Raw genomic sequence first — 13,502 nt, 5'->3', positions numbered from 1 at the left:
TTTTCCTGCGGCGCAAGGTATATCAGATATGCATAGAATCGTAACATAACGATATTTTTTATTCCCTTCGGCCTGTGGCGTAATAGTGAAAAATCATTATGGAGTTCGCCATGCCACGCCCGTTAAACAATACCGATACCGCGCTCACTGCCGCAAACCTGCACAGCCTGGTGACTGAATTTGGCTGCCCGGTCTGGGCCTACGACGCCGAGATTATCCGCCGCCGGATTGCGCAACTGGCGAAGTTTGACGTGGTGCGTTTCGCCCAGAAGGCGTGCTCCAATATTCATATTCTGCGTCTGATGCGCGAGCAGGGCGTCAAGGTGGATTCAGTATCACTGGGCGAGATCGAACGCGCGCTGGCGGCGGGCTACCAGCCACAGAACGGTGAGGATGAGATCGTCTTTACCGCCGATCTGATCGATCCTCCGACAATGGCCCGCGTGCATGAGCTACAGATCCCGGTTAACGCCGGCTCGGTGGATATGCTGGCCCAACTGGGGGAGGTCTCTCCGGGCCACCGCGTCTGGCTGCGGGTTAACCCGGGCTTCGGCCACGGCCATAGCCAGAAAACCAATACCGGCGGCGAGAACAGCAAGCACGGGATCTGGTACAGCGATCTGCCCGCCGCGCTGGAGGTTATGCAGCGCTACCAGCTTAAGCTGGTGGGCATTCATATGCACATCGGCTCGGGCGTAGACTATGGCCACCTTGAGCAGGTCTGCGGCGCGATGGTCAGCCAGGTCGTTGAATTCGGTCAGGATTTGGAGGCGATCTCCGCCGGGGGCGGGCTGTCGATCCCTTATCGCGAAGGGGAAGAGGCGATCGATACCGATCACTACTTTGGCCTGTGGAACAGCGCCCGGGAAAAAATCGCCGCCCATCTGGGGCATCCGGTGAAGCTCGAGATCGAGCCGGGACGCTTCCTGGTAGCCGAATCCGGCGTGCTGGTGGCTCAGGTGCGCAGCGTCAAAGCGATGGGCAGCCGTCACTTTGTGCTAATCGACGCTGGCTTTAACGATCTGATGCGCCCGGCAATGTACGGCAGCTATCACCACATTAGCGCCCTTGCAGCAGACGGTCGCGATCTGGCGGCTGAACCGCTTATTGATACCGTAGTGGCCGGTCCGCTGTGTGAATCCGGAGACGTCTTTACCCAGCAGGCGGGCGGGGAAGTTGAAACTCGTGCTCTGCCTGCGGTAGTGCCGGGAGATTACCTGCTGCTGCACGATACCGGAGCCTATGGTGCATCGATGTCCTCCAACTACAACAGCCGTCCGCTGCTGCCGGAAGTGCTGTTTGACGGCGGCGCGGCGCGACTGATCCGTCGTCGGCAGACCATCGACGAGCTGCTGGCGCTGGAGCTACTGTAAGACGATGAGCCTGAAGATCCTGCCTCTGTACGACGCGCCGCATTTCGCCACTCAGGTGACCGACTGGCTGTGGCAGGCCTTTGGCGACACGCTGTCGCGGGATTTTTTTGCCAGCGTGGTTGCTCACAGTCAGCAGCCTGAGGCGTTGCCTGTGACGTTCATTGCCACTGAAGGCGAGAGAATGCTGGGCACGGTGGGGCTTTGGCGCTGCGATCTCATCAGCCGTCAGGATCTCTGGCCGTGGCTGGCGGCGCTGTATGTCGATGAGGCCGCGCGCGGGCAGGGGCTGGCGGGCAGGCTTCAGCAGCACGTGAAGGATTACGCCCGCGAGCGGGGTTTTACCCAGCTGCATCTCTACTCCGCCTGCCGCGATTTTTATGAGCGCTTCGGCTGGCACTACATCGGTGACGGCCTGGACTACCCGGCCACCACGGTGCACCTTTATCGCTGCGCGCTCTAGCTCTCCTGAAGAGTACCCACCGAGTGACGGCGCACCAGCGTCGGGCTAAAGAGGTGGGTGATCTCCGGCAGGGGCTGCTCTTTCGCTAGCGCCAGCGCCAGCTCTGCGGCCTGGGTCGCCATCGTGACGATGGGGTAGCGCACGGTGGTCAGGCGCGGACGGACGTAGCGGGAGATCAGTACGTCATCAAAACCAATCAGCGAGATCTCGCCCGGCACCTCAATGCCGTTATCGTTTAATACACCCATCGCTCCGGCGGCCATCGAGTCGTTATAGCAGGCAACAGCGGTAAAGTGCCTTCCCCGCCCGAGCAGCTCGGTCATTGCCTGCTCGCCGCCGCTCTCATCCGGCTCGCCCCAGGTCACCAGCCTGTCGTTACAGGGCAGGCCGTTCTCCCGCAGCGCATCGTAATAGCCCTGGAGGCGATCTTCCGCATCGGAAATAGCGTGGTTGGAGCAGAGGTAGCCAATTTTGGTATGCCCCTGCTGGATAAGATGCCGGGTCGCCAGCCATGCGCCGTAGCGATCGTCCAGCGCCACGCAGCGCTGCTCGTAGCCGGGCAGAATGCGGTTGATCAGCACCATGCCAGGCATCTGATCCATCAACGCAGCTAACTCTTCATTGGGAATACTTTTAGCGTGTACCACCAGCGCCGCACAGCGGTGGCGCATCAGCTGCTCAATAGCGCGCCGCTCCTTCTGTTCATTATGGTAGCCATTACCAATCAGCAAAAAGTTACCGGTGTGGTAGGCCACCTGCTCCACGGCTTTAACCATGGCACCAAAAAAGGGGTCGGAGACGTCGCCGACTACCAGTCCGATGGTCTCCGTTGACTGCTGGGCCAGGGCGCGGGCGTTGGCGTTGGGATGGTAGTTAAGTGAGGCCATGGCGCTCTGCACCGCCTGCCGTGAGGCGTCGCTGGCTTTAGGAGAGTTGTTAATGACGCGCGACACCGTGGCGACGGAGACACCTGCGAGCTTTGCAACATCCTTTATAGTCGCCATTCTGAACCTTCTTTAATGGGTAAACGTTTACACCTGAATAAGTGTTGCGGAAAAGCGCGGCGGGTTCAAGGTTCTTGCACTCCTGAAGTGCGCAAACGTGAGCCAAAGCGCATGTACAGTGTGGAACCGTTACACCCGTGTTACCCAGTAAATAAAACAGAAAAAGGGTAATTCAAACCTTTAGTTACACTTTGCGATGAGCTGTTGCGATTGTTCCCTGGCATCCACCGGGGGGAGGGGCCACAATCAAGATCCCAGAGGTATTGATTGGTGAGATTTCAGTACGTATAGAGTACTCACTTTTTGCACCAACCTGCGCGGATGCGCAGGTTTTTTTTCGCCCCGATTTTGCTGCCCGCCACACTTCTCGTGTAATCTGCCACAATTCTTGCCATACCCCGAACGACTGAACAGGAAGTTAATGATGCTGGGCTTTTTCCGTACCCTCGTCCGTCTGCTCTACCGCGTCGAGCTCACCGGCGATACGCAGCCGCTGCGCGGCGAGCGTGTACTTATCACCCCAAACCACGTCTCCTTTATTGACGGCATCCTGCTGGCGCTGTTTTTACCGGTGCGCCCGGTGTTTGCGGTCTATACCTCAATTAGCCAAAGCTGGTACATGCGCGCCCTGTCGAGCCTGATCGACTTTGTGCCTCTCGATCCCACCAAGCCAATGTCGATCAAGCAGCTGGTGCGCCTGATCGAAAGCGGTCGGCCGGTGGTGATCTTCCCGGAGGGGCGCATCTCGGTCTCCGGTTCGCTGATGAAAATTTATGACGGGGCCGCTTTTGTCGCTGCTAAATCGCGGGCAACGGTGATCCCGGTGCGCATTGAGGGGGCAGAGCTGACCTTCTTTAGCCGCCTGAAGGGGCTAGTGAAGCAGCGCCTCTTCCCGCGTATCAGCCTGCATATTTTGCCCCCAACCCAGCTACCGATGCCGGACGCGCCCCGCGCCCGCGATCGCCGCAGGCTGGCAGGCGAGATGCTGCATCAGATTATGATGGAAGCGCGCATGGCCGTGCGCCCGCGGGAGACGCTATTCGAAGCCCTGCTGGCGGCGCAGTACCGCTATGGCGCAGGCAAGAACTGCATTGAGGATATCAATTTCAAGCCCGATACTTACCGCAAGCTGCTGACCAAAACGCTGTTTGTGGCGCGCATCCTGGATAAGTACAGCGCCCAGGGCGAAACTATCGGCCTGATGCTGCCGAACGCAGGCATCGCAGCGGCGGTGGTGTTCGGTGCCATTGCCCGGGGACGCGTCCCGGCAATGATGAACTACACGGCGGGAGTGAAGGGCATGGGCAGCGCCATTACCGCCGCGCAGATCAAAACCATCTTTACCTCCCGTCAGTTTATGGAGAAGGGCAAGCTCTGGCATCTGCCGGAGCAGCTAACCCAGGTGCGCTGGATCTATCTTGAGGATCTGAAAGGTGAGGTGACCACCGCCGATAAGCTGTGGATCTTCGGTCACCTGCTGATGCCGCGCCTGGCGCAGGTGCCGCAGCAGCCGGAAGATGACGCGCTGGTGCTCTTTACCTCTGGCTCGGAGGGCAATCCGAAAGGGGTTGTCCACAGCCATAAAAGTATTCTCGCCAACGTGGAGCAGATCCGGACCATTGCCGACTTTACCGCCCGGGATCGCTTTATGTCGGCTCTGCCGCTGTTCCACTCCTTTGGCCTTACCGTGGGGCTCTTTACCCCGCTGCTGACCGGGGCAGAGGTCTTTCTCTATCCCAGCCCGCTGCACTATCGTATCGTGCCGGAGCTGGTCTATGACCGTAACTGCACCGTGCTGTTTGGCACCTCGACTTTCCTTGGGCACTACGCCCGCTTCGCTAACCCCTACGACTTCTACCGCCTGCGCTATGTCGTAGCCGGGGCAGAAAAACTGCAGGAGAGCACCCGCCAGCTCTGGCAGGACAAGTTTGGTCTGCGCGTGCTTGAGGGCTACGGCGTCACCGAATGCGCGCCGGTGGTCTCCATCAACGTACCGATGGCAGCGAAGCCGGGCACGGTGGGGCGTATTCTGCCGGGGATGGACGCACGCCTGATGGCGGTGCCGGGCATTGAGGAGGGGGGCAGGCTGCAGCTGAAGGGGCCGAACGTCATGACCGGCTACCTGCGCGTCGAGAACCCTGGGATGCTTGAGCGCCCGGCAGCGGAGAACGCTGAGGGCGAGATGGAACCCGGCTGGTATGACACTGGCGACATTGTACGCTTCGACGAGCAGGGCTTTGTGCAGATCCAGGGCCGGGCCAAGCGCTTCGCCAAAATCGCCGGGGAGATGATCTCTCTGGAGATGGTCGAGCAGCTGGCGCTGCTGGCTTCGCCGGACAAAATGCACGCTACAGTGGTGAAGAGCGACGCCAGCAAAGGCGAGGCGCTGGTGATGTTTACCACCGACAGCGAGCTAACCCGCGATATGCTGCTTCAGCAGGCACGCGCGCAGGGCGTACCAGAGCTGGCCGTGCCGCGCGATATTCGTTTCCTGAAGCAGCTGCCGGTGCTGGGCAGCGGCAAGCCGGATTTTGTGACCCTGAAGAGCAAACTCGACGAGACGGAAGCGCAACATGCATGAGTCAGTGAGCACTAACAATTCTCTGCTGTCGAAGGGCATGCTGGCGGTCACTGCCGCCCAGTTCCTTTCGGCGTTTGGCGATAACGCCCTGCTATTTGCCACCCTGGCGCTGCTCAAAGCCGAGTTCTATCCCGACTGGAGCCAGCCGATCCTACAGATGGTGTTTGTAGGCGCTTACATCCTCTTCGCCCCCTTTGTCGGTCAGGTGGCGGACAGCTTTGCCAAGGGGCGGGTGATGATGTTCGCCAACGGGTTGAAGCTGCTTGGCGCACTGAGTATCTGCGTGGGCCTTAATCCGTTTATTGGCTATACGCTGGTGGGCATTGGCGCGGCGGCCTACTCCCCGGCCAAGTACGGCATTCTCGGCGAGCTGACCACCGGCGATAAGCTGGTGAAGGCCAACGGCCTGATGGAGTCCTCGACCATCGCTGCCATCCTGCTGGGTTCGGTGGCGGGCGGCGTGCTGGCGGACTGGCATGTGCTGGCGGCGCTCGGCATCTGCGCCCTGGTCTATGCCGGGGCGGTGGTGGCCAACCTGATGATCCCCAAGCTGCCTGCGGCTCGTCCAGGGCTAAGCTGGCGCTTTACCCCTATGACCCAAAGTTTCTTTCACGCCTGTAAGACGCTGTGGCTAAACGGCGAAACCCGATTCTCGCTGGTGGGCACCAGCCTGTTCTGGGGTGCGGGAGTGACGCTGCGCTTCCTGCTGGTGCTGTGGGTGCCGGTGGCGTTGGGCATTACGGATAATGCGACGCCAACCTATCTTAACGCCATGGTGGCGGTAGGAATTGTTGTCGGTGCTGGCGTGGCGGCGAAGCTGGTGACCCTGGAGAGCGTGGCCCGCTGCATGCCTGCCGGGATCCTCATCGGCGTGGTGGTAACGCTGTTTTCGTTACAACATGCATTGCTACCTGCCTACGGCCTGCTGGTGCTCATCGGCGTGCTGGGCGGGTTTTTCGTCGTGCCGCTCAATGCGCTTCTGCAGGAGCGCGGGAAACGTTCCGTCGGGGCGGGCAATGCTATCGCCGTGCAGAACCTGGGCGAGAACGCGGCGATGCTGATTATGCTGGGACTCTACTCGCTGGCGGTGAAAGCGGGTGCGCCGGTGGTCGGCGTCGGGGTCGGCTTTGGCGTGCTGTTTACGCTGGCGATTGCCGCCCTGTGGCTGTGGCAGCGCCGTCGATAAAAAAACATGCCCGGCGGGCGTATTCCGCCGGGCAATTCACTTACGGTGCCGGGTAGGTATAAACCTTATGCACTGCTTCAATCTCCGCTAATACCTCTTCGTTCAGCTCCAGATACAGACTCTCAACATTGGTTTTCAACTGCTCCATGGTCGTGGCCCCCAGCAGGGTGCTGGCCACGAACGGCTGGCGGCGGACAAAGGCCAGCGCCATCTGCGCCGCATCCAGATTATGCCGCTTAGCGATATCCACGTAGGTAGCGATTGCTTTTTGCGTCTGCTCGCCGCTGTAGCGCGTAAAGCGGCTGAACAGCGTGTTGCGTGCCCCGGCGGGCTTCGCGCCGTTCAGGTATTTACCCGTCAGGGTGCCGAAGGCCAGACAGGAGTAGGCCAGCAGCTCTACGCCCTCAAACTGGCTCACCTCTGACAGACCGACCTCAAAGCTGCGGTTCAGCAGGCTGTAAGGGTTCTGGATGGTGACGATGCGCGGCAGATCGTGCTTATCCGCCAGGTGCAGATAGCGCATCACGCCAAACGCCGTTTCGTTGGAGACGCCGATATAGCGGATTTTGCCCGCCCGCTGACACTCGGCCAGCGCTTCCAGCGTTTCGAGAATAGTCACGCCGGGAGCGGACTCTGTCCACTCATAGCCCAGCTTGCCGAAGCAGTTGGTCGGGCGCTGCGGCCAGTGAACCTGGTAGAGATCGAGATAGTCGGTTTGCAGACGTTTCAGGCTGGCGTCCAGCGCTTCACGGATATTCTTGCGATCCAGCACCTGATTCTGGCGAATGCCGCTGTCGTTATTACGGCTGGGGCCGCTTACCTTAGAGGCGATAACCAGCTTTTCACGGCTGCCGTGCTTCGCCAGCCAGTTGCCGACGTAGGTTTCGGTTAAGCCCTGGGTCTCCGGGCGCGGCGGCACGGGATACATCTCTGCCACATCGATCAGGTTGATACCCTGGGCTACGGCGTAATCAAGCTGTGCATGGGCCTCGGCTTCGCTGTTCTGCTCACCAAAGGTCATTGTGCCCAGCCCCAGCGTGCTTATCTCAAGCGAGCTGTGAGGGATACGGTGATAATGCATAGCCGGCTTCCTTGTTTTTTAACAACGTCAGGGGCTTCCTGACAAAGGAATATAAACATGGCAGAGGGGAGGCAAAAGGGGAAGAGAAAAATCAAAAGGCCAGCAGATTGCTGACCTTAGCACTTAACGTTCGATAATTTGCGACACATCATCACGGTTAATCTGCATCTCGTTGCCCTGCTGATCGCGGTAGCTGACCAGTCCGGTATCGTCATCAACGGCAGGCTTGCCTTCGGTGAGGATCATACGGCCATCTTTCGTCGCCATTACATAGTCGCTGCTGCATCCTGATACGGTAAAGGCTAAACCCACTGCGGAAATCACTACTGCCCATTTTTTCACGGTTGTTCTCCTTCTTAAGGCCAAATCTGTATTGAGTGTAGTAATAACGCACGGATACGAAAGGAAAAAGCGGGAAAATCTTAAAAGACAGCGCCAAATAGCGGTATTCGCCACGGTTTATCATACGCATAGCATAGTAATATTTCCATGACGTAATTAACGTTACAATTAACGGAGAGGAGAGATGGAGATACGCGTGAAAACGCTTGAGGAGAAGGTGGAGTTGCTGGTCACGGATGTTGCCGTGATTAAATCTAACTATGCAACGAAGGAGGATACGTCTGCAATCAGGATTGAAGTTGCCAACGTTAAAGCTGAGCTACATAGCGTTATCAGGACTCAGGCTATGGCGATTATTGGTTCAATGATTGCCATTACCGGCGTCGCTTCAGGCGTCATCATCAAATTTCTCGCCCATTAATGCAGCGATGGCTCCCCCGTAGCGGGGGAGCGAGAGCTCACAGCGGATTCTTTTTATTGCGCAACAGGTTCAGGGTCTCGACGGCGATCGAGAAGAACATGGCGAAATAGATGTAGCCTTTCGGCACGTGAATGCCAAAACTCTCCAGCATCAGCGTAAAGCCAACCAGGATCAGGAACGACAGCGCCAGCATTTTTACCGACGGGTGACGGTCGACAAACTCGCCTATAGGACGGGCGGCAAACATCATCACGCCGACGGAGATCACCACCGCCGCCATCATAATGAACAGATGATCCGACAGGCCCACCGCCGTAATGACCGAGTCGAGACTGAAGATAATATCCAGCATCATGATCTGTACGATGGCACCAAGGAAAGAGTGAACGTTGGTTTTCAGCCCCTCCTCTTCACCTTCGATGGACTCGTGGATCTCCTTGCTGGCTTTCCAGATCAAAAACAGACCGCCGAGCAGCAGGATCAGATCCCGGGCGGAGACCGCGTGATCGAAAACGCTAAACAGCGGCGTGGTCAGCCGGGTGACCCACGAGATAGAGGCCAGCAGCGCCAGACGCATCAGCATTGCGCCCGCCAGGCCGATACGCCGGGCGTGGTTGCGCTGTGCGGTCGGGAGCTTAGCAACAACCAGAGAGAGGAAAATAATATTGTCGATTCCGAGCACAATCTCCAGCAGCGTCAGCGTACCGAGCGCGAGCCAGGCGTTGGGATCGGTTATCCATGCAAATAACATCGTAAAGTCCTGCCAAAAAAAGAAGCGCTAATTATAAGCCTGCGGCGGAAGAGGGCAAAAAATTTAATAACCCTGCAACAAAAAATGTCGCTCCAGCAGCGCACGGGTAAAGTTCTTCTTCAGGTAGAAGCCTCGCGGCAGGGTGAGGATCGGCTGACCGTGCTGGCCCACCGCCTCGGTCAGCGCCTTGCTGTTCGCTGCCTTAGGTCGCAGCTGTAGCACCTCGCCATGGCGAGCGGTAATGCTCTCTACCTGACCCAGCACGATAAGATCCATCAGCTCCTCCCAGTCCATCCGCAGCTGCTGCTCTTCCAGCTCGCTGGGGCTCCACAGCAGCGGCGAGCCAACCCGGCGGCTGGCGATGGGGATCTCCCGTGAGCCCTCTACCGGGATCCACAGCACCCGCTTGAGCTTGTGACGCACATGGCTGCTCTCCCAGGTGACGCCACTGTTGCCGGTTAGCGGCGCAACACAGACGAAGGTCGTCTCCAGCGGACGGCCCAGGCTATCCACCGGAATGGTTTTCAGCTCCACCCCGAGCGCGGCGAAATCCTGCTCAGGCTTGCTGCCCGCACTCGCCCCCAGCCAGCGCTCCAGCAGTACTCCAGTCCAGCCCTTGTCACGCTTGAAGTCTGCTGGCACTGGCAGGCCAGCCAGCGCGCCCAGCTCGCCAAGGGTTAGGCCTGCCAGCCGTTGCGCCTGCTCCAGTAGGGCACTTTCCGAAACGGGCGGCGAAGTAAAAGGGGAGAGCGGCAGCATATGAACAACCTCTGGTTAAAAAATGAACAGCAATAGTGCACAGGGGGTAATGGGTAAGATCTTTTCCCACAGCAATGAACAACGCAATGATTTTTAGGATCTTTTTCCCTTGCGCTCTGTTTGTTGCGCAACAGCTTGCAGGGTTTTCCAAATCTGGTCACTGACAATGAACAGGATCTTACACCATGTTATCCACAGAAAAGTGGGATAAGTGAGAAAAAGCGGTACTACTGTTTCCATTTACAGCCTTGACGTGCGAGCAAAATCGAATTTTCACACAAATTGTGCTTAACTTATTGGCACAATCTGTGGATAAAACCGACTCTGTTCGATCTTTCATCAGTTACGGGATCGGCCCTGTGATGCACATCACATATTGATCCCATAGGTGCAAAGATCGTGGTATAACCTAATGAATAGTCCCATATTATTTTTTTGAGTGATAAACAGATTATTCAGGGGCGTCCGGGTTTTCCCGGAGTAATTCCATACTTCTGCACAACTCTATCCACAGAAATCGTGAATAAAACCGCGGCTGGAGCCCTCATTCTGTTTATAACTCAGGTGATAATTGTGAGTTATTCAAATGTTATTCGGTTATAGCGCATTGAGAGAGTGGTTTACCGTACCTCACGAGTGTGAAACAATCGTTTAATTCAGGTTTATTTTGAGGTAGTCCGGTGATTGATGACGATGGCTACCGCCCAAATGTGGGTATCGTAATCTGTAATCGACAAGGCCAGGTGATGTGGGCCAGGCGCTTCGGTCAGCACTCATGGCAGTTTCCCCAGGGGGGTATCAACCCTGGTGAGTCCCCGGAGCAAGCTATGTACCGGGAGCTGTTCGAAGAGGTGGGGCTGAGCCGTAAGGATGTACGTATTCTTGCTTCGACCCGCAGCTGGTTGCGTTACAAGTTACCAAAACGTTTGGTGCGTTGGGACACAAAGCCGGTTTGTATCGGCCAAAAACAGAAGTGGTTTCTTCTGCAATTGATCAGCAACGATGCGGATATCAATATGCAAACCAGCAGTACCCCTGAGTTTGATGGCTGGCGCTGGGTAAGCTACTGGTATCCTGTTCGTCAGGTCGTCTCGTTTAAACGCGATGTTTATCGTCGGGTGATGAAGGAGTTTGCAAGTGTGGTTATGGCGCTGACGGAAAGCACCCCAAAGCCACAACACTCTCCTGCCTGGCGACGTAAGAGAGGATAAGCCTTACATATCATGCTCACCCGGTTACGAGAAATAGTTGAGAAAGTTGCCAGCGCGCCGCGCCTTAACGAGGCGCTGGATATCCTGGTGACCGACATCTGTCTGGCGATGAACACCGAAGTCTGTTCGGTCTACCTCGCCGATCACGACAGACGCTGCTATTACCTGATGGCGACGCGCGGTTTGAAAAAGCCGCGCGGCCGCACCATCACGCTCGCATTCGATCAGGGTATCGTCGGCCTGGTAGGCAGGCTGGCGGAGCCGATTAACCTTGCCGACGCGCATAAACATCCCAGCTTCAAGTACATTCCCTCAGTAAAAGAGGAGCGGTTTCGTGCGTTTCTTGGCGTGCCGATTATTCAGCGACGCCAACTGCTGGGCGTGTTGGTGGTGCAGCAGCGCGAGCTGCGCCAGTTTGACGAGAGCGAAGAGTCGTTTTTAGTCACGCTGGCAACCCAGATGGCTGCCATTCTCTCCCAGTCGCAGCTTGCCGCCCTGTTTGGTCAGTATCGCCAGACGCGCATTCGTGCGCTGCCTGCCGCTCCCGGCGTGGCCATCGCCGAGGGCTGGATGGATGCCACGCTGCCGCTGATGGAGCAGGTCTACGAGGCCTCGACGCTGGACACCGGCCTTGAACGTGAACGGCTTACCGGCGCGCTTGAAGAGGCCGCAGGTGAGTTTCGCCGCTACAGCAAGCGTTTCGCTGCCGGGCAGCAGAAAGAGACGGCGGCCATCTTCGATCTCTATTCCCACCTGCTATCGGACGCCCGTCTCAGACGCGAGCTGTTTGACGAAGTCGATCGCGGTTTCGTGGCCGAGTGGGCGGTTAAAAAGGTCATCGGGCGCTTTGCCGAACAGTTTGCTGCCCTTTCCGACGGCTACCTGAAGGAGCGTGCCGGCGACCTGCGCACGCTGGGGCAGCGCCTGCTGTTCCATCTCGACGATAGCCTACAGGGACCCAATACCTGGCCCGAGCGTTTTGTGCTGGTGGCCGACGAGCTCTCCGCTACTACGCTGGCGGAGCTGCCCCACGATCGGCTGGTAGGGGTGGTGGTACGCGACGGTGCGGCCAACTCCCACGCGGCTATTATGGTGCGAGCGCTGGGCATTCCAACGGTGATGGGGGCCGATATCCAGCCCTCAGTACTGCATCGCCGTACGCTGGTGGTGGATGGCTATCGGGGCGAGATCCTGGTCGATCCCGAGCCGATCCTGCTCCAGGAGTACCAGCGTCTCATCACCGAAGAGAACGAGTTAAGCAAGCTTGCTGAGGATGAGGTTAACCTTCCCGCCCAGCTGAAAAGCGGCGATCGGGTCAAGGTGATGCTCAACGCGGGCCTTAGCCCTGAGCATGAGGAGCAGCTCGGCAGCCGCATCGACGGTATTGGCCTCTACCGCACTGAAATCCCGTTTATGCTGCAAAGCGGTTTTCCCTCGGAAGAGGAGCAGGTGGCCCAGTATCAGGGAATGCTGCAACTCTTTAACGAGAAGCCGGTTACCCTGCGCACGCTGGACGTCGGCGCGGATAAGCAGCTGCCCTATATGCCCATCAGCGAGGAGAACCCGTGCCTTGGCTGGCGGGGGATCCGTATTACGCTCGATCAGCCAGAGATCTTTCTGATCCAGGTCCGGGCCATGCTGCGCGCCAACGCCGCTACCGGTAACCTCAGCATTCTGCTGCCGATGGTCACCAGCATCGAAGAGGTAGACGAAGCTCGCCGCCTGATTGAGCGCGCCGGGCGGGAAGTTGAAGAGATGATCGGCTATGCCATCCCCAGACCGCGCATTGGCGTGATGTTGGAGGTGCCTTCGATGGTCTTTATGCTGGCGCATCTGGCAAGCAGGGTCGATTTTATCTCCGTTGGCACCAACGATCTTACCCAGTACCTGCTGGCGGTCGATCGCAACAACACCCGCGTGGCGAGCCTCTACGACAGCCTGCATCCTGCCGTTCTGCGGGCGCTGGCGACTATTGCCCAAGAGACGGAGCGCCACGGAATCGATCTCTGCCTGTGCGGTGAAATGGCGGGCGATCCGATGTGCGTCGCAGTGCTGATTGGCCTTGGCTATCGTCATCTGTCGATGAACGGCCGCTCGGTGGCCCGTGTTAAATACCTGCTGCGCCATATCGATCGCGAGGATGCCGAGACCCTGGCAAACCGTGCTTTGGAAGCCCAGTTCACCAGCGAGGTGCGCCATCAGGTAGCGGCCTTCATGGAGCGCCGTGGCATGGGTGGCCTGATCCGCGGCGGACGCTAGCGTTAGCAGCAGCGGGTAAAGGGAAGATACAGATCTTTTACAACTTCGGCCTAATCGCCCGCCTGGCTTATGCT

General features: G+C 58.0%; 12 protein-coding genes. 7 read left to right on the top strand and 5 right to left on the bottom strand.

What is annotated here, in order from left to right; translation table 11 throughout:
- Window positions 1-110 precede the first annotated feature (110 nt).
- Complete coding sequence (gene lysA, locus RTM13_RS15110; protein ID WP_312212862.1) at window positions 111-1,373, top strand: diaminopimelate decarboxylase; 1,263 nt, start codon at window positions 111-113, stop codon at window positions 1,371-1,373.
- Between the two features lie 10 nt (window positions 1,374-1,383).
- Window positions 1,384-1,833, top strand: a complete 450-nt coding sequence (locus RTM13_RS15105; RefSeq protein ID WP_312213080.1) for a GNAT family N-acetyltransferase — start codon at window positions 1,384-1,386, stop codon at window positions 1,831-1,833.
- Here the strand turns inward: RTM13_RS15105 and galR are convergent.
- The gene (gene galR / locus RTM13_RS15100) at window positions 1,830-2,837 is read right to left on the bottom strand and encodes an HTH-type transcriptional regulator GalR (RefSeq protein ID WP_312212860.1); all 1,008 of its coding nucleotides are present in this window, start codon (window positions 2,835-2,837) and stop codon (window positions 1,830-1,832) included. The two genes, RTM13_RS15105 and galR, sit on opposite strands and share 4 nt — an antisense overlap.
- Before the next feature lie 421 nt (window positions 2,838-3,258).
- On the opposite strand from galR, the gene aas reads away from it, so the two are divergent.
- Both aas and lplT read left to right on the top strand, forming a co-directional pair.
- On the top strand, window positions 3,259-5,418 hold the full coding sequence (gene aas, locus RTM13_RS15095) for a bifunctional acyl-ACP--phospholipid O-acyltransferase/long-chain-fatty-acid--ACP ligase (RefSeq protein ID WP_312212858.1): 2,160 nt from the start codon (window positions 3,259-3,261) through the stop codon (window positions 5,416-5,418).
- Window positions 5,411-6,604 carry a lysophospholipid transporter LplT gene (gene lplT / locus RTM13_RS15090; RefSeq protein ID WP_312212856.1) on the top strand — a complete coding sequence of 398 codons (1,194 nt, stop codon included), beginning with the start codon at window positions 5,411-5,413 and terminating at the stop codon, window positions 6,602-6,604. The genes aas and lplT overlap by 8 nt, the downstream gene beginning before the upstream one ends.
- 40 nt (window positions 6,605-6,644) lie before the next feature.
- On the opposite strand, the gene RTM13_RS15085 is transcribed toward lplT, so the two are convergent.
- Entirely contained in the window at window positions 6,645-7,685 is a 1,041-nt protein-coding gene (locus RTM13_RS15085; RefSeq protein ID WP_312212854.1) for an NADP(H)-dependent aldo-keto reductase, read from the bottom strand.
- 123 nt (window positions 7,686-7,808) lie between these two features.
- A complete protein-coding gene (locus RTM13_RS15080; RefSeq protein ID WP_312212853.1) occupies window positions 7,809-8,027 on the bottom strand; it encodes a YgdI/YgdR family lipoprotein in 219 nt (72 codons plus the stop codon).
- 196 nt (window positions 8,028-8,223) lie between these two features.
- Here RTM13_RS15080 and RTM13_RS15075 point away from each other — a divergent pair, with 196 nt between their 5' ends.
- Window positions 8,224-8,448 carry a hemolysin XhlA gene (locus RTM13_RS15075; protein ID WP_312212851.1) on the top strand — a complete coding sequence of 75 codons (225 nt, stop codon included), beginning with the start codon at window positions 8,224-8,226 and terminating at the stop codon, window positions 8,446-8,448.
- 37 nt (window positions 8,449-8,485) lie between these two features.
- Here the strand turns inward: RTM13_RS15075 and RTM13_RS15070 are convergent, their stop codons facing one another.
- Window positions 8,486-9,199: a TerC family protein gene (locus RTM13_RS15070; protein ID WP_312212849.1), complete on the bottom strand. Its 714-nt coding sequence runs from the start codon at window positions 9,197-9,199 to the stop codon at window positions 8,486-8,488.
- A 63-nt stretch (window positions 9,200-9,262) separates the two neighbouring features.
- Window positions 9,263-9,958, bottom strand: coding sequence for a DNA mismatch repair endonuclease MutH (mutH, locus tag RTM13_RS15065; RefSeq protein WP_312212847.1), 696 nt, complete (start codon window positions 9,956-9,958; stop codon window positions 9,263-9,265).
- A 680-nt stretch (window positions 9,959-10,638) separates the two neighbouring features.
- Here mutH and rppH point away from each other — a divergent pair.
- Together rppH and ptsP are read left to right on the top strand one after the other, a co-directional pair.
- Window positions 10,639-11,169, top strand: coding sequence for an RNA pyrophosphohydrolase (gene rppH / locus RTM13_RS15060; protein ID WP_312212845.1), 531 nt, complete (start codon window positions 10,639-10,641; stop codon window positions 11,167-11,169).
- A gap of 12 nt (window positions 11,170-11,181) precedes the next feature.
- Complete coding sequence (gene ptsP / locus RTM13_RS15055; RefSeq protein ID WP_312212843.1) at window positions 11,182-13,428, top strand: phosphoenolpyruvate--protein phosphotransferase; 2,247 nt, start codon at window positions 11,182-11,184, stop codon at window positions 13,426-13,428.
- The last annotated feature ends 74 nt before the right edge of the window (window positions 13,429-13,502 follow it).

The organism is Pseudescherichia sp. (assembly GCF_031979925.1).
Lineage (GTDB): Bacteria > Pseudomonadota > Gammaproteobacteria > Enterobacterales > Enterobacteriaceae > Pseudescherichia.
Note: the sequence above shows the minus strand (reverse complement) of the source record. Positions and strands in the feature narration are given on the sequence as shown.

What these genes read in the sequence shown, in the direction of transcription:
- RTM13_RS15085 (WP_312212854.1), bottom strand. Translation starts at nt 7,685, where the DNA reads ATGCATTATCACCGTATCCCTCACAGCTCGCTTGAGATAAGCACGCTG.
- RTM13_RS15070 (WP_312212849.1), bottom strand. Translation starts at nt 9,199, where the DNA reads ATGTTATTTGCATGGATAACCGATCCCAACGCCTGGCTCGCGCTCGGT.
- lysA (WP_312212862.1), top strand. Translation starts at nt 111, where the DNA reads ATGCCACGCCCGTTAAACAATACCGATACCGCGCTCACTGCCGCAAAC.
- ptsP (WP_312212843.1), top strand. Translation starts at nt 11,182, where the DNA reads ATGCTCACCCGGTTACGAGAAATAGTTGAGAAAGTTGCCAGCGCGCCG.
- galR (WP_312212860.1), bottom strand. Translation starts at nt 2,837, where the DNA reads ATGGCGACTATAAAGGATGTTGCAAAGCTCGCAGGTGTCTCCGTCGCC.
- aas (WP_312212858.1), top strand. Translation starts at nt 3,259, where the DNA reads ATGATGCTGGGCTTTTTCCGTACCCTCGTCCGTCTGCTCTACCGCGTC.
- mutH (WP_312212847.1), bottom strand. Translation starts at nt 9,958, where the DNA reads ATGCTGCCGCTCTCCCCTTTTACTTCGCCGCCCGTTTCGGAAAGTGCC.
- lplT (WP_312212856.1), top strand. Translation starts at nt 5,411, where the DNA reads ATGCATGAGTCAGTGAGCACTAACAATTCTCTGCTGTCGAAGGGCATG.